Source organism: Geminocystis sp. NIES-3709 (assembly GCF_001548115.1).
In the GTDB taxonomy this organism is placed as follows: domain Bacteria; phylum Cyanobacteriota; class Cyanobacteriia; order Cyanobacteriales; family Cyanobacteriaceae; genus Geminocystis.
Genome location: NZ_AP014821.1, coordinates 1808850 through 1835181 on the forward strand (window position 1 = coordinate 1808850; position 26332 = coordinate 1835181).

General features: G+C 32.1%; 20 protein-coding genes and 1 pseudogene. 12 read left to right on the forward strand and 9 right to left on the reverse strand.

Annotation, left to right across the window (positions count from 1 at the left end):
- The first annotated feature begins 111 nt into the window (after positions 1 to 111).
- The gene (locus tag GM3709_RS07785) at positions 112 to 1194 is read left to right on the forward strand and encodes an extracellular solute-binding protein (RefSeq protein ID WP_066118052.1); all 1083 of its coding nucleotides are present in this window, start codon (positions 112 to 114) and stop codon (positions 1192 to 1194) included.
- 32 nt (positions 1195 to 1226) lie between these two features.
- Here GM3709_RS07785 and GM3709_RS19075 read toward each other — a convergent pair.
- Positions 1227 to 2384 (reverse strand): annotated as a pseudogene (locus GM3709_RS19075) (IS630 family transposase).
- 189 nt (positions 2385 to 2573) lie between these two features.
- On the opposite strand from GM3709_RS19075, the gene GM3709_RS07800 reads away from it, so the two are divergent.
- The 5 genes from GM3709_RS07800 (at position 2574) to speB (ending at position 8170) form a co-directional block, all read left to right on the forward strand.
- The gene (locus GM3709_RS07800) at positions 2574 to 3842 is read left to right on the forward strand and encodes a glycosyltransferase family 4 protein (RefSeq protein ID WP_066118054.1); all 1269 of its coding nucleotides are present in this window, start codon (positions 2574 to 2576) and stop codon (positions 3840 to 3842) included.
- Positions 3843 to 3949: 107 nt separating this feature from the next.
- Positions 3950 to 4258, forward strand: a complete 309-nt coding sequence (locus GM3709_RS07805) for a hypothetical protein (protein WP_066118056.1) — start codon at positions 3950 to 3952, stop codon at positions 4256 to 4258.
- Between the two features lie 93 nt (positions 4259 to 4351).
- Positions 4352 to 5836 carry a DNA repair protein RadA gene (gene radA, locus GM3709_RS07810; protein ID WP_066118058.1) on the forward strand — a complete coding sequence of 495 codons (1485 nt, stop codon included), beginning with the start codon at positions 4352 to 4354 and terminating at the stop codon, positions 5834 to 5836.
- Between the two features lie 430 nt (positions 5837 to 6266).
- Positions 6267 to 7130, forward strand: a complete 864-nt coding sequence (locus GM3709_RS07815; protein WP_066118060.1) for a hypothetical protein — start codon at positions 6267 to 6269, stop codon at positions 7128 to 7130.
- A gap of 158 nt (positions 7131 to 7288) precedes the next feature.
- Complete coding sequence (gene speB / locus GM3709_RS07820) at positions 7289 to 8170, forward strand: agmatinase (RefSeq protein ID WP_066118061.1); 882 nt, start codon at positions 7289 to 7291, stop codon at positions 8168 to 8170.
- A 3-nt stretch (positions 8171 to 8173) separates the two neighbouring features.
- Here speB and GM3709_RS07825 read toward each other — a convergent pair whose 3' ends face one another.
- Together GM3709_RS07825 and GM3709_RS07830 are read right to left on the reverse strand one after the other, a co-directional pair.
- Positions 8174 to 9262 carry an AI-2E family transporter gene (locus GM3709_RS07825; RefSeq protein WP_066118063.1) on the reverse strand — a complete coding sequence of 363 codons (1089 nt, stop codon included), beginning with the start codon at positions 9260 to 9262 and terminating at the stop codon, positions 8174 to 8176.
- A 330-nt stretch (positions 9263 to 9592) separates the two neighbouring features.
- Positions 9593 to 10729, reverse strand: a complete 1137-nt coding sequence (locus GM3709_RS07830) for an anhydro-N-acetylmuramic acid kinase (RefSeq protein ID WP_066118065.1) — start codon at positions 10727 to 10729, stop codon at positions 9593 to 9595.
- Between the two features lie 206 nt (positions 10730 to 10935).
- Here GM3709_RS07830 and GM3709_RS07835 point away from each other — a divergent pair, with 206 nt between their 5' ends.
- A complete protein-coding gene (locus GM3709_RS07835; protein WP_231937637.1) occupies positions 10936 to 11091 on the forward strand; it encodes a type II toxin-antitoxin system HicA family toxin in 156 nt (51 codons plus the stop codon).
- Positions 11084 to 11308 carry a type II toxin-antitoxin system HicB family antitoxin gene (locus GM3709_RS07840; protein WP_066118067.1) on the forward strand — a complete coding sequence of 75 codons (225 nt, stop codon included), beginning with the start codon at positions 11084 to 11086 and terminating at the stop codon, positions 11306 to 11308. Before GM3709_RS07835 ends, GM3709_RS07840 begins: the two co-directional genes overlap by 8 nt.
- Positions 11309 to 11467: 159 nt before the next feature.
- Here the strand turns inward: GM3709_RS07840 and phoU are convergent, their stop codons facing one another.
- Positions 11468 to 12133, reverse strand: a complete 666-nt coding sequence (gene phoU, locus GM3709_RS07845; protein ID WP_066118069.1) for a phosphate signaling complex protein PhoU — start codon at positions 12131 to 12133, stop codon at positions 11468 to 11470.
- Between the two features lie 101 nt (positions 12134 to 12234).
- Here phoU and GM3709_RS07850 point away from each other — a divergent pair, with 101 nt between their 5' ends.
- Positions 12235 to 13023 (forward strand): creatininase family protein, encoded by a 789-nt coding sequence (locus tag GM3709_RS07850; RefSeq protein ID WP_066118071.1) that lies wholly within the window; start codon positions 12235 to 12237, stop codon positions 13021 to 13023.
- Between the two features lie 124 nt (positions 13024 to 13147).
- Here the strand turns inward: GM3709_RS07850 and GM3709_RS07855 are convergent, their stop codons facing one another.
- Positions 13148 to 14434 carry an FAD-binding oxidoreductase gene (locus tag GM3709_RS07855; protein ID WP_066118073.1) on the reverse strand — a complete coding sequence of 429 codons (1287 nt, stop codon included), beginning with the start codon at positions 14432 to 14434 and terminating at the stop codon, positions 13148 to 13150.
- A 330-nt stretch (positions 14435 to 14764) separates the two neighbouring features.
- Here GM3709_RS07855 and GM3709_RS07860 point away from each other — a divergent pair, with 330 nt between their 5' ends.
- The 3 genes from GM3709_RS07860 (at position 14765) to GM3709_RS19675 (ending at position 19867) form a co-directional block, all read left to right on the forward strand.
- Positions 14765 to 15589, forward strand: coding sequence for an acyl-CoA desaturase (locus GM3709_RS07860; protein WP_066118074.1), 825 nt, complete (start codon positions 14765 to 14767; stop codon positions 15587 to 15589).
- 104 nt (positions 15590 to 15693) lie between these two features.
- The gene (gene mtnC, locus GM3709_RS07865; RefSeq protein ID WP_066118076.1) at positions 15694 to 16395 is read left to right on the forward strand and encodes an acireductone synthase; all 702 of its coding nucleotides are present in this window, start codon (positions 15694 to 15696) and stop codon (positions 16393 to 16395) included.
- Positions 16396 to 17251: 856 nt separating this feature from the next.
- On the forward strand, positions 17252 to 19867 hold the full coding sequence (locus GM3709_RS19675; protein ID WP_066118077.1) for a putative Ig domain-containing protein: 2616 nt from the start codon (positions 17252 to 17254) through the stop codon (positions 19865 to 19867).
- 161 nt (positions 19868 to 20028) lie between these two features.
- Here the strand turns inward: GM3709_RS19675 and GM3709_RS07875 are convergent, their stop codons facing one another.
- From GM3709_RS07875 to ligA, 4 genes are all read right to left on the reverse strand, one after another.
- Positions 20029 to 21201 carry an AAA family ATPase gene (locus tag GM3709_RS07875; protein WP_066118079.1) on the reverse strand — a complete coding sequence of 391 codons (1173 nt, stop codon included), beginning with the start codon at positions 21199 to 21201 and terminating at the stop codon, positions 20029 to 20031.
- 470 nt (positions 21202 to 21671) lie between these two features.
- Complete coding sequence (locus tag GM3709_RS07880; RefSeq protein WP_066118081.1) at positions 21672 to 22658, reverse strand: MBL fold metallo-hydrolase; 987 nt, start codon at positions 22656 to 22658, stop codon at positions 21672 to 21674.
- 64 nt (positions 22659 to 22722) lie between these two features.
- Entirely contained in the window at positions 22723 to 24147 is a 1425-nt protein-coding gene (locus tag GM3709_RS07885; protein ID WP_066118083.1) for a sensor histidine kinase KdpD, read from the reverse strand.
- A gap of 101 nt (positions 24148 to 24248) precedes the next feature.
- Positions 24249 to 26294, reverse strand: a complete 2046-nt coding sequence (ligA, locus tag GM3709_RS07890; protein ID WP_066118085.1) for an NAD-dependent DNA ligase LigA — start codon at positions 26292 to 26294, stop codon at positions 24249 to 24251.
- Between the last annotated feature and the right edge of the window lie 38 nt (positions 26295 to 26332).

The window sequence follows — 26332 nt, forward strand, 5'->3', positions numbered from 1 at the left end:
CTGACTTTAGCTATTAGCCTTCTAATTTATGACAAGATGGGTTATGTTAAAAATTCCGAATAATTTCTAACAGCTAATTCTCAATTTCCAATTCTTAATTCCTAATTATTCATGAATCGTCGTTCTTTTTTGTGGAGTATTGGTAGTATATCCCTTGCTTCTCTTTTGTCAGGTTGTGAGAGTCAATATGATCTTCAGGTATCTTTACTTCAAAACTCAATTCCTATACAGTTAATTGCATCACTGCAAAAAGAGTCTAAAAGATTAGGTATTGTTAATTTTCAACCTCAGTTAACGATCGATGATATATATAAATTATTGATAACATGGCAGGAAAAAAAAGAAAATAACTCCTCCCCCCATGATTTAGTGACATTGGGTGATTTTTGGTTAAAAGATGCGATCGCCAAAAAATTAATTGAACCTTTGGAATTAAGTAATTTGAGTCATTGGGATAGTATCCCCCCTCGATTTCAAAATCTGATGAAAAGAGATAGGGAAGGAAAATTAAATCCTAATGGACAATTATGGGGTGCGCCTTATCGTTGGGGATATACCATGATTGCTTATCGTAAGGATAAATTTGAGGCTTTGGGATGGCAACCGCAGGATTGGGACGATTTGTGGCGATCGCAAATTCAACACCGCATATCTTTGTTGAATCAACCGAGAGAAATTATTGGCTTAATCTTGAAAAAATTAGGACATTCTTACAACACCCCTAATATTAACGCTATTCCCGAAATTCGATCACAATTAGCTAGTTTACATCAACAGGTTAAATTTTATGACTCTATTAATTATCTACAACCTTTAATATTGGGAGATACATGGTTAGCAGTAGGATGGTCAACAGATATATTACCAATAGTTGAAACCCATAGAGATATTGAAGCAATCATACCTCGATCGGGTACATCATTATGGACAGATATATGGGTAAAACCGAAACGAGAAAAAAATGAGCAAGACAAATTGAAAAAAATATTAGACTTAATTAACTTTTGTTGGGAAACCAAATCAGCAAAACAAATTAATCTATTTACCAATGGAATATCACCCTTGGAATTAAAGGGAAAAAGTAATCCCAAAATCCCGAAAATGTCCCCAGAAATCTTGGCAAAAAGTGATTTTATTGAGCCTTTATCAACTGAAGATCTACAACAATACAATAACTTATTGCTTCAAATTTAGATAAATAGACGTATGACTAAGCTAAGACGCATTTAACTTACATTGATTAATTCACCCTTATTCTTAAATTTTTTACTCCAATTAATTACTAAACCTCCTTCATTTAATAAGTAATTTACTGTTTTTTCTAGCTGTTCTTTATTTTCAAAGTTTCTATAAGCTATATATTCCTTTGCCGAATGCCACACTAATTCTATTAAGTTATAATCTGGACTATATACCGGTAAATATTCTAGTCTTATATTCGGTAGATTTTTTTCTATTTTTTCTACTATTTCCTTTTTTTTATGGAAACTTGCGTTGTCTAATATTATGATTATTTTCGGACCACATTCTTTAAAATCTTTTTCATCATTTCCCTTACTTACCCATTCATTTTTTATTTCTTCCCATAACTTTTTTAATTGTTCACAAAACGTTTCTGAATCACCTTTTTTTATTACAAAACATCTTCTTTTTTTATCCGAATATCTTATTCCTCCCATGATATTTACTCTTCCTCTTCTTCTTTCTCCCTTCACCTTTTTTCTTTTTCCTTTTTTCGTCCATGTTTTTCTTCTTATCACCCTTAAACTAAAACCACATTCATGAGGGGCTGTGTGGCGAATTTAGTTCGCCACTTTAAACGCCCCATCCCAAAACCATACTTGAACTAACTCAGGATTCTCTTTACCTATTTCTATGTAATGTTCTAATTTTTCTTTAAATGCTTTTCTTTGTTCTTGATTTTGTTTGTCTTCTAAACTATATTTTCCCCAAATATAACTATACTTTTTTCTTTTTAATATCCTCACTACTTGTGATTTGCTTAATTTAATTCCTGTTTCTTTTTCCAAATGTTCTGATAATCTTTGCCCCGTCCATCGACCAAAATCATATCCAAAATCTTCAGGATTTTTATCAACTACTTCTAATAATCTTTCAATATATTTATCCGTTGCTTTTGTTTGGTTTCCTTTTCTTCTTTTATCTTGCAATGAATCTACATTATTAGGATTACCATGAACTGCCCAGTAAGCCACCGTTTTGGGGGAACAACCCAAAAAAACTGCTATTTCTTGATAATTTTTACCATCATTCTCTAATAAAAATATTAAAATTCTTTCCCTGACTTCCGATCTCTTTTCTATTTTTAAAGCATCTTGTAGATACTTTCTTTCTTCCTCTGACAAAAAATTTTTAGAAGGCATAAATCACACCTAAGTTTTATCTTTTCTGACTTAAATTATATACCAAATCAATGCGTCTTAGCTTACTAATTTTTATAGTTATCTGGATCACAATATCTCTATAATTTTGTAAATTCCACATTTTGGAAGTTATTGACAATTGTTCACTATTCATTGTTCATTGTTAATTATTAATTGTTAATAGTTGTCATGGTACAAGAAAAAACTAGAGTATTATTCATTCATCCTAACTTTCCCGCTCAATTTCGTCATTTAGCAATGAAAATGGGTAAAGATCCCAATTATGAGGTAATGTTTGCTACAAAGCGTCAGGAAGGTCAAATAGAGGGAGTTAAGAAAATAATTTATGAGGTATCCAGAGAGGCAAGAGCGGAAACTCATCATTATGTTAGGACGTTGGAAAATGCTGTATTACAAGGACAAGGATTATATCGTGTCGCTACGGAATTGAAAAAACAAGGCTTTTATCCTGATATTGTATATGGTCATTCGGGATGGGGGCCTACTTTATTTATTAAAGATATTTTCCCTAGAGCAAAGTTTCTCTGTTACTTTGAATGGTTTTATAATGCACATGGTAGTGATGCTGACTTCGATCCTAGTGATCCTCTTACTGCTGATGATGAAGCTAGAATTCGGGTGAAAAATGCCCCTATTTTAATCGATTTGTATAGTTGCGATCGAGGTTTATCTCCCACTCAATGGCAAAGACAACAATTTCCTCCCGAATTGCGATCGAAAATCACGGTTTTACATGATGGAGTCGATACAGAATATTTTAAGCCCAATGCCGATACTAAATTGGTGATACCCAGAATTAATCTTGATTTAAGCAATGCTTCCGAAATAGTAACTTATTTAGGTAGGGGCATGGAACCTTATCGGGGTTTTCCTCAATTAATTGAAACCATCAGCATTTTACAAAAACGTCGTGCTAATACACATTTTGTCATTGTTGGTCAAAATCGAGTTGCCTATGGTAAACAATTACCTGAAGGTCAAAATTATAAAGATTTAATGTTACAAAAATTTCCCCTTGATTTAAGTCGAGTGCATTTTACGGGGTTACTCGGTTATGACGAATACCTCAACGTTATCCAAAATTCTTCTGCCCATATTTATTTAACTCGTCCCTTTGTTTTATCATGGTCAATGTTAGAAACCATGGCTACAGGTTGCGTTTTGGTGGCTTCGGATACTGCTCCAGTCAAAGAGTTAATCCAAGATAATTATAATGGCTTATTAGTACCATTTTTCTCTCCAGAAAAGATAGCCGATCGAGTAGAATATGCTTTAGATAATCCAGATATTATGGCAAAAATTAGGACGAAAGCAAGGGAAACGATCGTTAAAAACTATAATTTAGAGAATTTATTAAACCAACATTTACAGTGGATAAAAACAGGAGAATTAAAAAAACCATCTTCTCATAAAACTAAAAAAGGATTTAGTAAGTAGATTTAATGGCGATTTTAAAGATTTTTGAGCAAGTTAGATTCCTCTATCAAAAATGTACAGTAAAATGTAACGAATTATTAATCATGAACACTTAACGATCGATCATTATGAAATATTTTTTTTTGGCGGAAGGATGGACTTATAATCGCATTTGGGAAAGAGGAGGTATTTGGAATGAGACGGTTTGGCGACGAAAACCTCATATCCAATCTTTACCTTTAGGCACGATCGAAAATAATCAAGTTTTGTGGTTAAATGAAGTAGAAGATAATGTACTTATGGTAGAAGTTATCCCCATCAGTGAAACCTTAAGAGAATCTTCTAATATTGGTCAAGTAGTTTTAAAAAGATTAATGGATTCAGAACAAGTAATTCAAACGTTACTCAAAGCCCAACAAATTTTTAAATCTTCTTGAACAAAAGATGTTAGAAACCTTAATATACTAAGCAAAAAAAATTTTTTTGATAAGATTATGGTGTAAGAACGAAATTATACAATACAAAATATTATGGGAAAAACCAGAACTGTTTATATCTGTAATGCTTGTGGTGCAGAATCATCTCAGTGGTTTGGTAAATGCCCTAGTTGTGGTGTGTACGGTACTTTAGAAGAAGAAATTTCTAATAACAATAATAATAGTAATGGTAATTTTAGCCGTGCCGGTTGGCAATCTCAAAATCGTAGCCAAGCAAAAAAAGAAACCCCTGCACAACCTCGAATTTCTGTAAAATTTTCTGATATTACAGAAGAAGAACAGCCCCGTATGAATTCTGGTTATCAAGAATTAGATCGAGTTTTAGGTGGAGGAATCGTTCCGGGTTCATTAGTACTCATAGGAGGAGATCCGGGTATTGGTAAATCAACTTTATTGTTACAAACAGCTAATCAATTAGCAATACGTTTTCCTCGTATTTTGTATGTTTCCGCCGAAGAATCTGGGCAACAGGTCAAATTAAGGGCTTCTCGTTTAGGAGTAGGATTGATAAAAGATAATTTGACTAATGGTAATCAAAATCTCTCGATCGAAACTAACTTATATATTTTACCCGAAACGGATTTAGAAGAAATATTGCGAGAGTTAGAATCTCTAAAACCTCAAGTTGCCATTATTGACAGTATTCAAACCCTACATCTTTCCACTCTTAATTCTGCTCCCGGTTCAGTTTCTCAAGTAAGAGAATGTACTTCTGCTTTGATGCAAGTAGCCAAACGAGAAAGTATTACTCTATTTATAGTCGGTCATGTTACAAAAGAAGGTGCGATTGCAGGGCCTAGGGTATTAGAGCATTTAGTCGATACAGTATTATATTTTGAAGGCGATCGATATGCTTCCCATCGTTTGTTAAGATCTGTAAAAAATCGTTTTGGTGCTACCCATGAAATTGGTATTTTTGAAATGGTAGATCACGGTTTAGATGAAGTGACGAACCCTTCAGAACTCTTTTTAAGTAACCGAGATGAACAAGCACCCGGTACAGCTACGATTGTCTCTTGTGAAGGTACTAGATCGATCGTAGTGGAATTACAAGCCTTAGTTAGTCCTACCAGTTACACTTCTCCTCGTCGATCGACTACAGGCGTTGATTATAATAGACTACAACAAATTTTAGCAGTATTAGAAAAAAGAGTCGGTATTCCTCTGTCAAAATTAGATGCTTATGTAGCGTCGGCTGGAGGTTTGGCCGTAGAAGAGCCGGCCGCAGATTTAGGTATGGCAATTGCCATTGTCGCTAGTTTTCGCGATCGAGTAGTCGATGCTCGTACAGTATTAATCGGAGAAATCGGATTAGGAGGACAAGTGCGTTTAGTATCGCAAATGGAGCTAAGATTAAAAGAAGCGGCGAAATTAGGCTTTAAACGGGCGATCGTGCCTAAAGGTCAAACTTATCCTAGTGATTTAGGCTTAGAAATCATCTGTGTCAGTAAAGTAATTCAAGCGATCGTAGTTGCAATTCCTACAAATCAAACCGATGAAGAAGAGCCAGAATCTTAATCATTAGACTTCTCCAAGAAGTCACGCAAGAGGCAAAAGATATTGATTTAGATGATTCCAATATTACAACGCTTTTCCAATGAATAAAATAACCTCAGTTCGACATAAAGAAAATGATGAAAACTAGACAACTGGACAAGTAGAAAAATTCCTAATATTTGATGCCTTTTAAAAATAATTTTATTGACTCACAAAAAATACAATCTGCCTGTTTTCCAAGTCAGCCCTCACCTATTTTTATCGTTTACTCAGGTTAAACTACATTTTTTATCTCTCGCAAAGTCGCAAAGGAGAATGCACTCCTATGGTTTAAATAAATGAAAACTGCTGTAAAATAAGTTTTGAGAAAATTCTTTCCCTAATACTAAATACCCTATTTTCTCTGAGGTGATTTAGGATTGCGATATATTAATATATTTATTTAAAAATCATGAAAATATTAGTTACAATTCCTCATTTTTTTAAACAAGAACAAAACGCTAAATATGGATCTCAGAGAAATCCCCAACCAAGAATAGAAGCATTAAGTAATTCTATTTTATCTTTACAACAATTATTTGGAAAACCACAATTGATGATCAAAGTAGGAGAAAGAATTACCATTCCAGCAAATACCCTATCTAACAGTACTCTTGATATTGTTATATGCACCACTGATACAAATCATTTAATTAATCAACTTCCCTTACCTCAAGATTTGTTTAAACATAATAGAACTAATGCAGAACCTGTTTTGTTAGGGTTTGAATGTCATAAAATTCTACAAGAAAATATAGATAAATATGATTATTATTGCTACTTAGAAGATGATTTAATTATTAGAGATGCAAATTTTTTTACTAAACTAAATTGGTTTAATAATGTCACAGATTTTCACAAATTATTACTCCCTAATCGTTACGAATTAAGCCTAAATCAATATACTGGAAAATGTTATATTGATGGAGATTTATTACCAAGAGTTACAGCTTCTTTTCAAAATGTTAATGATGAACCAGAATTAAAGGGGCAAGTCATGAATAATGTCGTAATTTTTCGTAGAGCATTAAATCCTCATTCGGGTTGTTTTTTCCTCACTAATGAACAGATGAAATATTGGATTAATAAAGATTATTTTTTAGATAGAAAAACTGATTTTATTGGCCCCTTAGAAAGTGCGGCTACTTTAGGAATAATGAAATCTTTTAAAATTTATAAACCTGCCCCAGAATCCGCTAATTTTCTGGAAATTCATCATTTAGGTACTGCGTTTATGTGTCTTTTAGGCTCTGTGGTAAAAGTAGGTAATAATTAAGAATAATGATTGTTTAATCAAATTAATTTCTAAAAATTTATTAATATTTTAAAATTTAATTAGGGCTAAAAAAAATATTAATTTAGAACGAAAATATGCTAAAATATTCTTTTGAATAAAACTTAAATTACAGTAAATTTTTGAAGAAAAATACGATAATGAAACAATTTTTAGAGTCAGAAATTCAATCAACTTATGAAGAAGCAAAAATAGTCATTTTACCCATTCCCTACGAAGCGACAACTACTTATCGTAAAGGTTGTGAACATGGGCCAGATGCTATTTTAATTGCCTCAGATCAATTAGAATGTTACGATGAGGAATTAGATATAGAAACCTGTTTTCAAACTTCTATTTTTACCTCTAATTATATTGCTGATACAAGAGTTAATAATCTCCTCACAGCCGAAGAAATGTTGCAAGTTACTACGGATACCGTAAAGCAATTTATTCAAGATGGAAAATTTGTTATTGCTTTGGGAGGTGAACACGCTATCACTACGGGGGTTGTTCAAGCCTACCAACAAAGTTTAGATGAAACCTTTACGGTAATTCAAATCGATGCTCATGGAGATATGCGTTACGAATTTGAAGGCTCGATTCATAATCATGCTTGTGTGATGCGTCGAGTATTAGAATTGGGATTGCCTACTTTACCCGTCGGTATTCGTGCTATTTGTCAAGAAGAAGCTAGTTTAATTAAAGAAAAAAATATCCCTGTGATGTGGGCTAGAGATATTTATTATAATTCTGATTGGATGGAAAGATCGATCGATAATATTAAGACAAAAAAAGTATTTATTACCATTGATTTAGATGGAATTGATCCTAGTTTAATGCCCGGAGTTGGAACACCTGAACCGGGGGGGTTAAATTGGTATCAACTATTAGCATTTATGAGATTAATTTTTGCTAAATTTGAGGTTATTGGATGCGATATTATGGAGTTAGCACCGACTAAAGACTCTGTGGTTTCCGAATTTACTGCGGCTAAACTAATCTATAAATTAATCGGTTATTTAACGATCGAAAACAGATAATTTTTATTCTTCATTATCTATTATTAATTCCCCATTATTAACTATTAATTTTTGATCATTAATTATTAGTGGTTCATTAGTCCATTTGTCCAAAATATCATAAAATAGTACTTCTTCAATCCAAGTTTTTGCAATGACAGTGAGAGGAAGTGCTAATAATAATCCGAGTAAACCAAAACAAGTAGCAAAAAATATTTGAGCAAAAAGAGTTACAGCAGGTAACAATGATACTTTATCCGCCATAACTTTAGGAGTTAACCAATAACTTTCTATATTTTGAACAATAAAATACCAAATGATAATCGGGATAATTTTCCAAGGAGAATCGACCACTGCTATCATTATAGGAAATACCACACTTAAGGTAGGCCCAATGTTAGGAATAAAGTTTAATAATCCAGCTAAAAGAGCATGAACTAATACTAATTTAACTTGCAAAACCCATAAACCAACACCACTTAAAACGGCAATAAATATACAGTTAAGAAGAATGCCACTTAACCAACTCACGATCGCAATTTCACTCTTATTAAGAATATCATCAACACGACGACGGTAAAAAGAGGGAGATATTTTAAGAAAATAAGAGCGATATTTTTGAGGATTTAAAAGGAAAATTATTGTTAAAATAACAACAAATAATAATTGTAAAGTTACATTGAAAAAATTGGAGAATAAAATTATAAAATTATTAAATACTTTAGAAGTAGAAAATCCATAATCATTCAATATTTTTTCGAGATTAATAGATGGTATAAGTTCTTTATATTCTCCAAAATCAAAGTTATTAATAAATTCATTTATTTTTATTATTACTTTAGGAAAAAGATTAATTAATAATTCAAATTGCTCAAGAAAAGGAGGAAAAATTAAAATTAATAATAAATTTAAAATAATAACAGCAATAATAGTAATTATAATGACTGCTTTATAGCGAGTAAAACTATATTTTTTTAGTTTAACTACTAATCTATTTAAAACAACAGAAAATATAATAGCAGTAAAAATTAATAATAATAACTGTCGTATTTGCCAAAGTATATAAAGAGAAATTAGAAAAGATAAAAAACCTAAAGATTGACCAAAATTCATATTTATTAAATAAAAAAATAATTGATTTTTATATACACCAGTTCCAAATACATTATGTTAAAAGGGTTATGATAAGGTATTAGATTTTACCTCAGTTCGATGAAAAAATATTATCGAAAGGGTAGCTATGAGTTATCGTTAACTTAAATTTTTTGTCAACATTAGTAATTGATTAATTATTCTTTAATTGAAAAAAAGCTAACAGCTAAAAGCTAAAAGCTAATCGCTACCTTCACCGATAAATTTTATAGCTCACTCAGGTGATTTTAGGTTTTAAAATAGTTTCAATTTGATTTGTAATAGTGTATGTGATTTTAAGTCAGTTTCAGCTTAGTAGTCGTGTTTTTGTCCTAAAATAACTTCTTTTGTTGCACCAGTAACAGTAGGTAAATTACCCGGATAGTTATTGACGTGCCAATAAGCTAAAATAGCAAATGCGATCGCTTCTTTAAATTCACTATTAATACCTAATTCATCGCTAATCAATAAATTAGTATCGGGAAGATAAGACTTTAAACGCTCTTTGAGATAACTATTGCGACTACCACCTCCTGCTAAAATAATTTCATGGGGAGGAGATGGTAAAAAACGATGATAACTATCAGCAATAGAAGCAACCGTTAATTCTGTTAAAGTGGCTAACCAGTCAGCATCACTTAAATTATAGTTTTGTGCATCTTGACGACAATAAGCTAAATAATGATGTCCAAATAATTCTCTACCTGTGGATTTTGGTGGTTTTTCATGAAAAAAATCTTGTTTTAACCATTGTTTAATTAGTGGTTGACATGGTTTTCCTTGACTACTCCAATTACCGTTAAAATCAAATGTTTGTTGATTGTTTGTTAATTCTTGTACTGCTAAATCTATTAAAGCATTGCCCGGTCCCGTATCCCAACCAATAATTTTTTCTTGCCATTGGGGGGTATGAGTTGAAGGTAAATAGGTAGCGTTACCAATACCGCCAATATTTTGTAAACAACGGTTATGACGATGATGCTTATATAAGCATAGATCAATTTTAGACACAAGAGGAGCCCCCTGCCCTCCCACAGCAATGTCTGCCACTCGAAAATTATTGATAGTTTTTATTCCGGTTAAGTGGGTTATGACATCTCCTCTACCTAATTGCAAACTATAGCCTAACTCTTTTTTGTGGGGAGGTTGATGATAGACTGTTTGACCATGAGAACCAATTAGATCAATTTTAGTGTTTTTTGGTATGATATTCAAAACGGCTTGGGCAAATTCAAGGGCGATGTCATGATCTAATTTTGCCAGTTGTGTCATTGAGAGGGATTCCCCTTCACAAACTCCTAAAATTTGGGCACGAAGAGAAGGAGAATAGGGAAAAGTTTGTCCTACTAATAAGTTTACTTTTAAATCTAAACCTTCTCCTTGAATATCGACAACGGCAGCATCAATGCCATCGACAGAAGTTCCACTCATTAAACCTACAACTATCATAGTTAAAAACCCTATTTATAGAACCAATTTTGAGATCTATTTTAAAACCCTTACGCAATAAGTGCTACAGTCGATCGTCATAATTTTCTACAATACTTACTAGATAATGATTCTAGGCAAAATACCAAATGGATTCTATAATATAGACAATGCCCAAAAAAGTGAGAGAATTGAAGAAAATGTTAATTTAAGCTGGTTTTAAACAAGTGCTGGGCAAAAGTAGTCATACTAACTGGATACATGAAAATTATCAGGGCAAAATTACGGTGTCAGGAAATGATAGTGCTGATGCCAAAATATATCAAGAAAAATTAATTAAACAAGCTATTTTAGAAGTTAAAAAGAGGAAAAATAATGAGTAAATATAAATATAAAATGGTGATTGAATGGAGTAGTGAAGATAACTGTTTTTTAGTGGGATTTCCTGATTTTGTCGGGCAAAAATGGCGTACTCACGGAAATACTTACACCGAAGCAGTAGCTAATGGTGAGGAGGCCTTAAAGTCTTTAATTTTGGCTTATGAAGCGACTGGAGAATCATTACCTAATCCTAGTAGTGTTAATTTAATTGAAGTTTAGAATTTTAAAATTAGCAGATTAATCCCTCTAAAACCCTCTTTTAAAAAAAAAGGTACTTTTTCCCTTTGTGGTGAAGTGACAACTTTAGTCGTTAAAAAGCACTAAAGGGCACGAAGATCGAACTTATGATAAAAGATGATGTTAGGAAATAAGCTCTGATTAATTACGATGACCCGTCACAATATATGATACTCTTTGAGCAATATTAGTAGCGTGATCAGCCATTCTTTCTAAATGACGAATAGCAAGGGTAAGTAATACGATCGGCTCAACGACTCCCTTAACGTCTTTTTGGTAAGCCAATTGTTTGTATAATCGTTCATAAGCATTATCAACGGTGTCATCTAAGAGTTTAATTTTTGCTCCTGCCTCTCGATCGAGTTCACTTAAAGCTACCATAGTTTTAGCCAACATAATCTGTGCTTGTTGAGACATAATCGCCAACTCAGGCATACAGGGATGAGGAGGATAAAGTATTAATTTAAGGGCAATTTCCCCTAAATCTTCTGCATAATCGCCGATTCTTTCCAAATCTCGCACTAACTGCATAAAAGCACTTAAAATTCTCAAATCTTGAGCAACAGGGGCTTGTAAAGTTAAAATACTGGCACAGTGCATTTCAATATCTCGATAGTATCGATCGATTTCTCGATCTTGTGCTTTAATAATTTCTACCGCTTCCAATTCACCATCAAATAAGGCTTTATGACAATAGCGAAAAGACTCCTCCACTAATGCACCCATTCTGAGTACATCTTGGGCTACTTTGCTAGTACGTCTCTGTAATTGTGTACCGTCGCCAATCAGTTGATGTGATAATGCCACTTATTTCCCTCTCTACTAATAGCATAATCATTATAACAATCTGCAATGAAGAATGAATAATTAATAATTAACAATGGATAATTTATTCACTATTAACTAAAATGATTCACGGTTTTATTCCCCCAAATAGATTTTTTGCTTATCTGACATGGCAAGAAATTAAACAAATGCCCCATAAAAACAATACTGTTATTATTCAACCTATTGGAGCGATCGAGCAACATGGTTATCATTTACCATTGGTAGTCGATTCTGCTATTAGTCAAGGAGTCTTAGGCAAGGCTTTAACGATGTTAGATCTTAAGATACCAGCTTTTGCGATGCCGACCCTCTATTATGGTAAATCCAATGAACATGAAGGCTTTGTTGGTACCATTAGTTTATCAGCAAATACTTTGTCTTCCCTGATAGAAGAAACTGCCACTAGTATTTATCAAGCTGGTTTTCGTAAATTAGTTTTAATGAACTCTCATGGAGGACAACCGCAAATCATGGAAATAGTGGCAAGGGATTTACACCAAAAATATCCAGATTTCTGGGTTTTTCCTTTCTTTACATGGAGAGTTCCAAATATTACGAATCAGTTATTAACAGAGGAAGAAAAAGAGTTTGGTATTCATGCAGGAGATGCCGAAACAAGTTTGATGTTGGCTTTATTGCCTGATCGAGTGAAAATGGATTTAGCGATAAAAGAATATCCTCGTAATCTTGCCCCCGATAGTCTATTATCGATGGAAGGTCAATTACCCTTTTCATGGCTAACAAAAGATATTAGTGACAGTGGCGTTATGGGAGATGCTACCGTAGCTACAAAAGAAAAAGGTGATTTAATTTTGCAGTCTTTAGCTCAAGGATGGGTTAGAGTTATCGAAGATGTGTATAAATTTTAACAATTAACAATTAACAATTAATAATTAACAATTCTCAATATCTTTTATTTAGGTAGCTATCAGCTATTACCTAACACCTAACACCTAACGCTTAATACCTAACACCCAATACCTAATACCACAATTATAATCGATCGACAAATACGCCATGAGGATCAAAATTTTGTTTAATAGTACGCATCATATTTAATCCGTTACCTGTATAACCCCAAGGTTCAATTTGAGATTTAAAAGGAGAATTTAAAGTTGTTAAAAATCCATTATTTTCTTGACAAAATTCCCGTAATTTAATTATTTGATGACTTTTAATATTATCTGAAAAAGATAAATTACCGATACCACTATTAATATTAATTAATCCATAATTTTCTAGTTTATCTATTAAATAAACTGCTTTATTTGGTAAAATACCCACTTTACAAACTACATTACCTTGATAAGTTTTTGGTGGTAAATTTTCCCATAATTTTAATTCTTCTTGATTTTCATAAATTTTTACAGATAAATTAAGTTTGTTACTCCATTCCATAATTTGAAATGACTGTTGTTTGATACCTTCTGAGATGCCTTGAAAACGAAATATTAACCCTAATCCCGAACCTAAATCAAAGGCTTTTATTAAAGATTGTGATAATAAATCGGCTGCAGTAGGAGTTAATCCAGAGGCGGAAACGGCTTTTTGTAACTGATAAATGGACTCTTTTTCTCCTGTCACCGTCAGAGTAAGAGAATTATCTGGCAAGGGAAATAAACGAAAGGTTACTTCTGTAATAATTCCTAAATTACCATAAGAACCTGTAAACAATTTCATCAAATCATAACCGGCTACATTTTTAACAACTCTACCACCGGCTTTAGCTTCTTTGCCATCTCCCCTCAAAAAAGATATACCTAGTAATAAATCTCTTACTCCTCCATATCTTTGTCGCCAACTTCCTGTATTTGCTGTGGCTACAATTCCTCCGATCGTTGCCAATTCTGGAAAACAGGGATCGATCGGCAAAAATTGACCTTTTGAAGCCAAAAACTGCTGTAAATCTTTTATTTTCATGCCTGATTCAACTGTTATCGTTAAATCCTCTACCGCATGATCAATGATTCGATTCATTTTATGGGTACTTACAAAAAGCATAGCTCGATCGGGTAACTTACCCCAATTTATCTTGGTGGCGTTGCCTAAAGGAAAAATTGGCAGTAGATGTTCGTCACAAACATTCAATAACTGTGATAACATATCCTTGGTATTGGGAATAACTAGGTAGAAGGGAATATTTCTCATCTCTGCTTTGCTAATCCTATCTTTCCAAGGGGCAATCTGATTCCATTCGAGAATTTCTAAAGATTCACCATTAATCTCTCTTACTTTTTCTTGGATTTGTGTTAGAGAAGGAATCGAAAAATTTATCTTCATTTTAGAATCTGTTAGTTAAGTTTTTTTGTTGTAATCTTAAGAATTTGAATGGTGTTCAAATTGGTCAAAGTTAATTCAAATAAGGTTTTGAGATTTATCAAAAAAATTATAATTATCAATCTCAATTTATAGTTTATAATTTAAGGGTAATGATCTGAATGATCCAATCAAAAATATTTTAACTTGGTCTTTGACGATCGATAACCATAGTAATTTTGTCTCTGTTTTATGGATTTTTCCATAGGTTATAATCTAAAAAATTAATAAAATTTTAACTTTTTAAACAGGACAAAATAGTAAAATAAAAAAAATATAGTTTACCTCTAAAAAATGACAGTTACAACTTCCGAAAAACCGCCTCTCGCATGGCATATTATTATTTACATGGCTACTATTCACCTAGTAGCTTTATTTGCATTTTTACCTAGTAATTTTAGTTGGAAAGCCGTAGGAGTTACAGCCTTCTTATACTGGTTAACCGCTTGTATTGGAATAACATTAGGGTATCACCGTTTAGTATCTCACCGTAGTTTTGATACCCCAAAATGGTTAGAGTATCTTCTAGTTTTTTGCGGTGCATTAGCCTGTGAAGGCGGGCCAATTTCTTGGGTAGGTTTACACCGTATCCATCATAAATATTCTGATCATGAAGGTGATCCCCATGATTCTAACAAAGGTTTTTGGTGGAGTCATATGGGCTGGATGTTTATTAAAAATCCAGCTAATCAACACGTTCCTAAATATACAAAAGATATTCAAGACGATCCTTTTTATCTCTTCTGTGAAAAATATTTTATTCCCGTTCAAGTTGTTCTCGGTTTACTCCTATTCTGGTGGGGAGGAATTTCTTTAGTCGTGTGGGGTATTTTCCTTCGTTTAGTGTTAGTATTTCACGTTACTTGGTTTGTCAATAGCGCTACTCATAAATTTGGTTATAAAAGTCACGAATCCAATGACGAATCTCGTAATTGTTGGTGGGTTGCCTTATTAACTTTCGGTGAAGGTTGGCACAACAATCATCATGCTTATCAATATTCTGCCCGTCACGGCTTACAATGGTGGGAACTTGATTTAACATGGTTTACCATTAAATTTTTAGAGTTTTTCGGTTTAGCAAAAAATATTAAATTAGCACCTGTATTAAAAACTAATTAATAAAATAATTATTTACCTATTAGCTTATTTCAATCAATTTAATTTTCTTCCTATAATTTATTTATGGGAAGTTTTTTTTTCAAAAAATACCACTGTTACATAAGATGATTAAAGCAATTTTAACGGATATTGAAGGCACAACAAGTTCTATTAGTTTTGTTCATGATGTTCTATTTCCCTATGCTTATAAGAAAATAGAAAGTTTTTTGTCTCAAAATTGGAATAGTCAATCAGTTCAAAAATCAGTTTTAGAAGTAGCAAAATTAGAAAATTTGAACGATTATACGCCTTTGGAAATTAGTAACATTTTAAAACATTGGATAAAAGTCGATCGAAAAATTACGCCATTAAAAGATTTACAAGGCATCATCTGGGAAGAAGGTTATAAAAATGGCGATTATCAATCACATATTTACAATGACGCTTATGAAAAATTATCTTTCTGGCATAGCCAAAAAATTCCCATTTATATCTATTCTTCTGGTTCAGTTTATGCTCAAAAATTGTTTTTTGGACACTCAGAATATGGCAATTTACTAAATTTATTTTCTGGTTTTTTTGATACTAATATTGGTGATAAAAAAGAATTTAACTCCTATCAAAATATTGCTAATTCTCTCAAATTAAATCCTCATGAAATTATCTTTTTATCCGATATAGAAACAGAAGTTAATGCGGCCTTATCTGTAGGAATGTCAACAGTTTGGATAATTAGAAATGAAACTTTATTTAAGAAGATAAAACAAACTAATTCGTCTCATCAAATTGTTAGTAACTTTACTCAAATTTTTATCGATAACTACTAAAAAATAAAAAAAGATACTATTGATTTTAGGCAATTATTTACTAAATTTAATTATTTTTGAGTAAGAAATTTCGGTTAACTATTGGTGTTAAAACTTTATGTTTTTAAGGTTTAGGTTAACTCACCTTACATCAAATTTCGGAAATCTCGAAATCTTAATTTTATTTTTCATCTAAGTATTTAAACGGATTTAATATGAGTAGTTATAATTCTCCAAAAATAATAGATATTTTCTAATAAATAATTTAAAAATAAGCTGATAACTTAAGTATTAATGACTATTTTATAAATGGTTTAACTAACTAATTCACTTAAATAATTTTTATCAGATATAATATTAATATAAAGTTAAATCAATAGTTAAAAAAATCAGTATCTTGTAGGACTTAGATATTTTGATTAACCGAACGCAAAATACTTGATAAATTCATAAAACTTTAGCCTGAAAAAAATAAAATATAGCAATTTTTCTTAATCGTTAGTAAACGAAAACCTATCTAAGTTTACTGTTCAAAATAGGAGTGGTGATAATGGCTCATGGATAAAAATTTGAGTAATTTTCACTAATGAAAAAGTATAAGTCAAGAATGTCTTAGCTTAGTTAGTTAATTAATTATAAAAAAGTATTAAAACCCTAAAAAAAAGTAGCTAACCTCTTTTGATAATCTTTATTACGATATTCTTGCTATACTACAAAATATTTCCAAATACCCTTTAAGTTTTTTAGATATTCAGATAGTTGACTTTCCTAAATTTTATCGATAGGAATTTCTGCTACAGATGTTTTTTGACTAATATACCTGATCTTAACAATCTATTTTTGTTTTTCCCTTTATCAATCACCCTTAGAAAAAATTATGACTATTCTAATTAATGATCTCAGTACTGTTTATCAACAATTACAACAATTCGCAGGTTCAGAAGATTTTTGGGTAAAATTCGATCGAGTTTTTGGTTCTGAATATAATTTTACCCTTGCAGAAAATATTAAGACTCAATGGTTAAATCAAGACTTTAGCAATTTACCCACGATCGAAATCCTCAACAATGATATTTTAGGCAATGCTAGAGGTGGTTATGCCCTCAGTACTAATACCATTTATCTTTCCGATTCGTTCTTTGCCAATGCTTCAGACGATGCCGTTAACGCTGTAATTTTAGAGGAAATCGGTCACTTTATTGATACACAAATTAATGAGATAGATACCGTTGGGGATGAAGGGGAATTATTTTCAACCTTACTAACAGGACAATATTTATCTGTCCAAACCTTAAACCGAATCTCCACGGAAAATGATTTTAGCATGATCGTCTTGAATGGAGAGACTCTAACTATAGAACAATCAGCTCCTAGTACATTTTCTAACACTGCTAACATCACAATTCCTGTTGATTCAACTGTAAATACTTCTCCGTCCAATCCTTATCCGTCAAGTATCGTGGTAAGTGGATTTGATGGAAATATTAGTTCTGTTCAAGTCACTCTTAATAATCTTAGTCATACATTTCCCGATGATATAGATATTTTGTTGGTATCACCCACTGGAGTTAAGATGATTCTCATGTCTGATACAGGGGGAAATCCAGATATATCGGGTGTAACTCTAACTTTCTCCGACAGCGCCGCCTCATCTTTGCCAGATGCAACTCAAATCACTACTGGTACTTATAAACCTACTAACTCCTCGCCAAGTGATACTTTTCCCGCTTCGGCCCCCTCTGGCCCTTATCTTTCGACTTTAGGCGCTTTCAATGGAACAGATCCAAATGGAACTTGGCAACTTTATATAGTTGATGACACCCTAGAAGATTCTGGTACTATGACCGGTGGCTGGAGTATTGCTATTACCACAGCTCCAGCTAATCAAGCTCCTACAGATTTAATCCTTTCTAGCAACACTATTACGGAAAACGTTGTGGTTGGTGCAGGTGTTAAAATCGGAGATATTACTATTACTGATCCTGATGCTAGTGGCAATAATAATGTTTTAATCGTTAACGATACCACCAATTTTGCTATTCAGAATGGAACTGAACTGTTCTTTATCGGAGCGAGTCCAAACTTTGAAATTAAATCAACCTATGATATTACCATTACCTCGACTGATGCCAATGGTGGTAATCCTTTAATCTACAGTGAGCCTTTCACCGTTAATGTCAATAACGTTAACGAAGCCCCCATTTTAACTGTTCCGGGTTCACAAAGTATCGATGAAGATACACCTATAACCATTACAGGTATTAGTTTAGCGGATGTGGATGCTGGAAGTAGTGATGTTGTTGTCACTCTTTCTGCCGTGTCAGGAATCCTCACTCTCGGTAGTACTTCAGGTTTGACCAGTGTCACAGGTAATGGGGCGAGTAACGTCACCTTTAGTGGTAATTTAACCAATATCAACTCAGCTTTGAATTTGAACAACTTGACATATCAAGGGAATGCTAACTTCTCTGGTTCAGAGATTATTAGCCTAAGCGTTAATGATCAGGGTAATACTGGCTCAGGGGGTGCATTAACCGATAGTGAATCTATTACCGTTACTGTTAATCCTATTAATGATTCTCCTACGGTTGCTAATGTTATTCCTAATCAAACAGCTACAGAATATAACCTATTTGATTTTAGTTTTGATGTTAATACTTTTAATGATGTAGATCAAGGAGACTCTTTAACTTATAATGCCACTTTAGATGATGGTAATGCTTTACCTAGTTGGTTGTCTTTTGATTGCAATTCTCGTACTTTTAGTGGTACTCCCTCCCCATCAGATATAACAACTATCCCTTTTAGTGTGAAGGTAACGGCGACAGATACGGGAACATTGTTTGTTAGTGATACCTTTGAGCTTACAGTATCTGCTTTGACAACTACTAACACTACAGGTAGTGGAATCGCTGATAACCTTATGGGAATTACCAATACTAAAAATAATATCAGTGGTGCTGGTGGTAATGATACTCTTATGGGAGGAGATTTTGCTGATACTCTTTTAGGTGGCAGTGGCAATGATAGTATTATCGGAGGCAATTTTGCCGACATTCTTGATGGTGGCAGTGGTAATGATACTTTAACGGGAGGAGATGCTAATGATATTTTAACGGCTGGTAGTGGTAATGATATTTTAACAGGGGGTAATGGTAATGATACTCTCACGGGAGGTAGTGGTATTGATTCCTTCTTTTTTAACTCTCCCTCAGAAGACATTGATAGAATTACAGATTTCAGTGTAGTAGATGACTCGATCGTTTTAAGTGGTAGTGGCTTTAGTTTAAGTACAGGGACTTTAATGGCTAATCAATTCCGTAGTGGTGCAGGAATAACGAGTGCAAATTCCGGTACTCAACGTTTAATCTACAATAGTAGTAATGGTGCATTTTATTATGATGCTGATGGTGTCGGAGGAACTACGGAAGTACAGGTTGCTACTTTAAAGGGGGGATTAGCCTTAACTAATAATGATGTGATTGTAATTTAAGATAATCTAAAAATCCCCCAACCTTTTGAGAAGGGGGAAATCTCTCAATAATTGTTCCTAATCGCACTATTGCCTCTTCTCTATCTCCATCAATGATTTTATACTTCACTCAGATAATAAAAAGGTATTTAGGAGAATTTAAAACATCTATACCTATATTTTTAGTACTGTAGAGATTCATGTAACTGTTTTGAAGCTAAAATAACATCATTAATTTTAAAAGTTATTAAATCTTGTTTGGTAGGGTTAGAAAGATTAGCTAGACGATTACATTGATTAGCAATACAACGATCGAATATATTACGAACAAATCTACCATTGCCTAATTGTCCTATTTTTTGTTCAAATTCATCTAGTAAATTAAGGATTTTTTCTCTTACTTGATTATCAATTATATATCCGTGTTCTTTACACATTAATTCAAATATTTTTACTAATTCTTCTGAAGTATAATCTACAAAATTTACGAAATTAGAAAACCTAGATTTTAAACCAGGATTTGACTGAATAAATCTTTTCATTTCTTCTTTATATCCAGCCACAATAACAACTAAATCATCTCGATTATCTTCCATCAATTTTAACAATGTATTTACTGCTTCTTGTCCAAACATATCTTTTTTATCTTCTGGTACAAGAGAATAAGCCTCGTCAATAAAAAGGATTCCACCTAAAGCAGATTCTATTATTTTAGTGGTTTTTGGTGCTGTTTGTCCTAAGTATTCGGCGACTAAATCTGTTCTATCAATTTCGACAAAATGTCCTTTTGAAAGTATATTTAATTTTTGATATATTTGACCTAAAATTCTTGCTACGGTAGTTTTACCAGTACCCGGATTTCCTGTAAATACTAAATGTTTCGTAATTTGAGGTAATTTTAACCCTACTTTTTCCTTGAGTTGAGCAATTTTGGCAATATTTACTAATTCTTGTACCGTTGATTTTACTTCTTTTAATCCTATTAAAGAATTAAGTTTCTCTAAATCTTTTTCTATAGAATTTATCTCAGTTTTTTCTTGTTGTTTATCTGCTTTTTTTTCTTGTGATTTTTGATTATTTATATTACTGGAGGTGATAATAAGTTGTGCTAATTCTAAAGCAAATTTACTATCAATTTCTTTAGAAGGATTACCCAAGATTTTAGCCGCTTGTTGTAAGGCTATTTGTCTCGAAGATACATAACTATAAAATAAACAATCTGTTAGAGATGATTTACTATTTTTAAGCAAAAATTCGTTAGCTTTTTCCTGATTGTCCCATGCCACCCAAAGCCAAGAGTTTTTTAGTTGACAAACACTAAATACAGGTACTTTAGTAATATAATAATAAGACATATTTTGTATAAGTAATATTATGAATTACATATTATAAAACAAAAAATGATATAGTTAAATAATTCTTGCTACATAATTGAATAAATTATACTTAACTCGATCGATAAAATTCAGAAATAAAAAGCAAGTCAGACGAATCTTGTCGGTTTTCTTTCCCTCTGTTTACCTATAATTTTAAATTCACTGAGATTAGCTAATAATGATTTTATTGTAATTGATAATCTAAAAATCCCCCAAATTTTTTGAAAAGGGGGACGTTTCTTAATAATTGTGGCTCTTCTACAGTAGTTCTGATAAATTACTAGAAAATAATCGATAAAAACCTTAATCTATCTAGTTTTAAGCATTTAAAAAATGTAATTGTTATCAATTAACAGTTTAAATTTAACTTAATATCTACCACCTAATGCCTAACACCTTTTTTCGCAATAATTTATCACGACGAGAAGCTAAGAGAGTCATAATTGTTCCTAATTTTTAGTTAAGCCTTGATATGTAATAGTTAAGAATTGATCAGAATTGAAAAATCCTTTACCCCAAGTTTCCTGCAAATCGTCAATGGTTTTAGCTTTTATCAAGTCATCCAATGTCATGTTTTTAGCGATACCATCTTTAACTCTTTGGTTAACAGTTTTTAACATTTCTTGAAAGGTTATTAATTCTTTTTTGTTACCTAAAGGGCCATGTCCGGGAATTATTAGGGTTTCATCATTACAAAGAGGTAAAATTTTATCAATACCAGAAATCATACCTTGTACTGAACCGCCCACTCCTATATCGATAAAAGGATAAATGCCGTTAAAAAATAAATCTCCTGTATGGACAATATTTTCATTAACAAAATGAAGTATTATATCTCCGTCTGTATGAGCTGGAGCTACACGAAAACCATGAATTTGATGATCATTGACATTAAAATTTATAGTGTCATCAAATGTAATTTTTGGTAAAGCATCCGTAGGAGCAACAGGCATTTCCAGAGATAAAATAGGGAAAGAATGGGCTATTTTCATCTGTTTTGGTACGTTTTCATGGGCAATAATTAACGCACCTGCCTTAGCAAAATTTTCGTTGCCTCCTGTATGATCGGAATGGTAATGAGTGTTAACTAGATAACGAATGGGTTGATCACTAATTTTCTCGATCGCCGCCATGATTTTAGTTGATAATGGAGCATATTCACTATCTATCATCAATATTCCATCTTTGCCCACAGAAACTGCTATATTTCCTCCTTCTCCTTGCAACATATAAATATTATTTTTGAGAGGAGTAGTCTTAATTTCTACTTTATCAAAGTCTTGGGCAATAATTTGTTTAGACTCGATCAAACTAGGTATAATAGAATCTCGATCGGCTTGAGAATTATAAGCAACAACAGTTTTTCCCCATAAAATAATTGTCAAAAAACAAAAAATTACGAGGATGTAACTAAAACGAAACTTCTTTTTAAACATAAATGAAAATCACCATCGAAAAACTACATCTTAAACCATTAAGAATAATTTTTCCACAAGTTTTTTATTTACTAATTTGAAAACTATTACCTAAGGGTAAAAATATTGTTAAAATTTCCCCCTTATCAGGTTTTTGTTTAATAATTAATTTACCTCCTAAAGCATGGAAAATATTTTTAGTGACATCATGGCTTAAAGATAAACTTCCTGTATTTGGCTGAAAAAGTAACAATTTTCCTAAGCATTTTACTTGTTCATTATTAACATTAGACTCCGATAAAAACTGTAATTTTAATTGATTTCCTGCTGGTAAAATTAACACTTTAAAATGTTCGCCACTTGGTAAATTTCGGGTAAATCTTTCCATTAATCCTGTTAAAATTTGAGTTAACATATTCGGATCGCTAACAATTTGAGGTAATTTATTTGGTATAATAATATCGAGAATTATATTTCGTCTTTCTGCTTGTTTTTTCCAATTGGGAATACTTTGATTTAAAATTTGTTCTAAAGAAATTGGGACTAATTTAACCTCAGATTTTTGAGAAGATTTTGACTCTAATTCCGCCGCTCTAAAAATTAATTCCATGCGGTTGATTTGCTCTGTACATTCTTGCTCGATCGATTCTAAATGTTTAACTAATTCAGGAGTACTTTTTGCCCTTTTTAACAACAGTTTTGTTAGGGTTTTAATAGTAGTTAAAGGAGTTCTAATTTCATGAGTTAATGCTTGTAATAACTCAAATTCTGGATAAGGAGGTAAGGGAGTTTTTTTCAGAGAAATACTACTACTTTGACGAGGAATTTTGTTATTTTCAGAAATTAGATTTTCCTGTGAAGAAATATTTTGTAATAGATAACGACTAAATTGAGTAACGATTTTATAATCAGGAATAGTGGGATAAAATCTAGTAAATAATTCTTCTAAATATTCTTTATGATAATTTTTACTAAGAATCAGTCTTGCTTTAAGTAAAAACCATATTTTTTTAATAATTTCTGGATTAAAAGAAAAGTGAAAATTTCCTTCATTATTTTTATCCATAGATTTAACCATTACGAAGGAAAATTTATCGGTTAAAACGAGGGTAAATTGTTCATCATTTAACGTATCATTTACCCCTAAAGAAACATCAATAAAGGAAGATACTTTACTGAAAGAAGTTTGAGAATGAGAAGGCATTAATGCCATTTTAGAACAACCCCAAGAAGAAAAAATTACGGTTTCTAAATGAGATATTAATTTAACATCTTGAATAACGGGAGTTGGGGAAGATATTATCAACCCTTGTATCGATTGAGGATTGTTTTTTTCTAATTCAATAGTCGTCATTAATAATTTTTCTAAAGACACGATCGAGCTATGCCACTGTTGCTGTGCTTTAATAGAAATATTAGAGTCATTATCACCAAAATCTGTTAATTCTAGGTTTTCTTCTTCTAATAAAATATCTCCTAGCTTAACTCCCAAATAATCAGATAAAATCATAGTTTAATCATCTCATATTCCTCCAGACAAAACTAATAATAACTTTTTTATAACTTTTGTTAAAGTGTTATAACCGAACCATTTTAAGGGTAATTACCTTATCAGGTAGATTTTATTAAGTCTAATAACTGTGATTCGTCAATAATTTGTAGGTTTAATTTTCGTGCTTTCTCTAATTTTGAACCGGCATCCTCTCCTACCACCACATAATCAATTTTTGTACTAACACTACTGCTAACTTTTCCTCCTTCTGCTTCAATAAGTTTCTTCGCATCATTGCGTTTTAAAGTTGGTAAAGTACCTGTTAAAACAAAAACTTTATTACTTAATTTCTTTTCTTTAATGTGTTGAGTAGAATTACTCTGAAAGTTAATATTTAAGTCTTTTAATTCTTCAACTAATTCTTTATTCTTCGGGATGCTAAACCATTCTACCACAGAATTAGCTATCTCCTCTCCAATACCATAAATTCCTTCTAATTCTTCTTTTGTAGCTTTAATTAAGTTGTCAATATTATTAAAATTATCAGCTAATAATTGAGCATTGGATGCACCTACATAACGAATCCCTAAGCCATATAAAACCCGATGAAAAGATTGTTTTTTACTATCTTCAATAGCCATAATTAATTTTTGTGCAGACTTTTCTCCCATTCGCTCTAAATCTGCTATTTCAAAGGGTTTTAATTTATATAAATCTGCGATCGATTTTACTAATTTATATTCTATCAGGGAGATAACTACTTTTTCCCCTAAACCTCGAATATCCATCGCATCCCTATCCGCCCAATGAATTAAGCTACCTCGCAAAATTGCAGGGCAGGAAGTGTTAACACAACGGGTAACAGCTTCATTTTCAGGACGTACTAAGATTGAATCACACTCAGGACAATGAGTCGGCATTTGGTACGGTTGAGTGTCATTAGGTCGTAAATCTTTGATGACTTCTACTACTTCGGGGATAATTTCACCAGCTTTACGAATAATTACAGTATCTCCCACTCTAATATCTAATTCTCTTACACGATCGACATTATGTAAAGTAGCTCTTTGCACGATCGTACCCCCTAGAGAAACAGGTTTCATAATTGCTAGAGGAGTTACTGCCCCTGTGCGTCCTACATTAACAATAATTTTTTCAACAGTAGTTGTAACTTCTTCCGCAGGATACTTAACAGCAATTGCCCAACGGGGAAATTTTTGAGTAAAACCTAAGTCATTTTGTAAAGTGAATTGATTAATTTTTACCACCACTCCATCTGTCATGTAGGGTAAATTTTTTCTTTCCATTTCCCAATTGTCTAAATATGTTTTTACTTGGTTTAAATCTTGACAAAATTGATAGTTAGGATTAACCAAAAAACCTAATTGTTGTAAAAATTCTAAAGCCTTTTTTTGAGTATTAATTAAATTATTTTCAGGGGAAATATAAACATTATAAGCAAAAAATTGTAATTTTCTTTCACTAACAATTTTTGGATCCAATTGTCGTAAAGTACCTGCAGTTGCATTACGAGGATTGGCGAATAAGTTTTCATTATTTTTCTCTCTTTCTTGATTGATACGATTAAATTCTTGGAGGGGTAAAAAAGCCTCTCCTCTAACTTCTACAATAGCTGGAGGATTATCTATATTTAATCTTAAAGGAATGGAGTGAATAGTTCGTAAGTTATGGGTTATATCTTCTCCTGTTATACCGTCTCCTCTTGTTAAGCCTTTAGTAAAAACTCCATTTTCATAGGTTAAGGCAATAGCAGATCCATCTATTTTTAATTCACAAATATAATTAAATTCTGGTATAGTTTCTATTTGTCTTTGCCAACGATTTTCCCAGTTTTTTAACTCCTCAAAATTAAAAGCATTTTCTAAACTATAAAGAGGTATATTATGAGTAACAGAATTAAATTGTCGATCGAGTTTATCTCCGACTCTTTGGGTAGGACTATCAGGAGTTATTAAATTAGGATATTTGTTTTCTAAATCCTGTAATTCTCGATAAAGTTGATCATAAATAGTGTCCTCCATTATGGGATTATCTAATACATAATAAGCATAACTAGCTTCTTGTAATTTAGCTTTTAATTGACTAACTCGATCGATAATATTTCGATCAAGATTTACTTGTTTATGTGCATCTGAATTTGTCATTTTAGTAAACTCTTATTTTCTATTAATTATTCTTAATT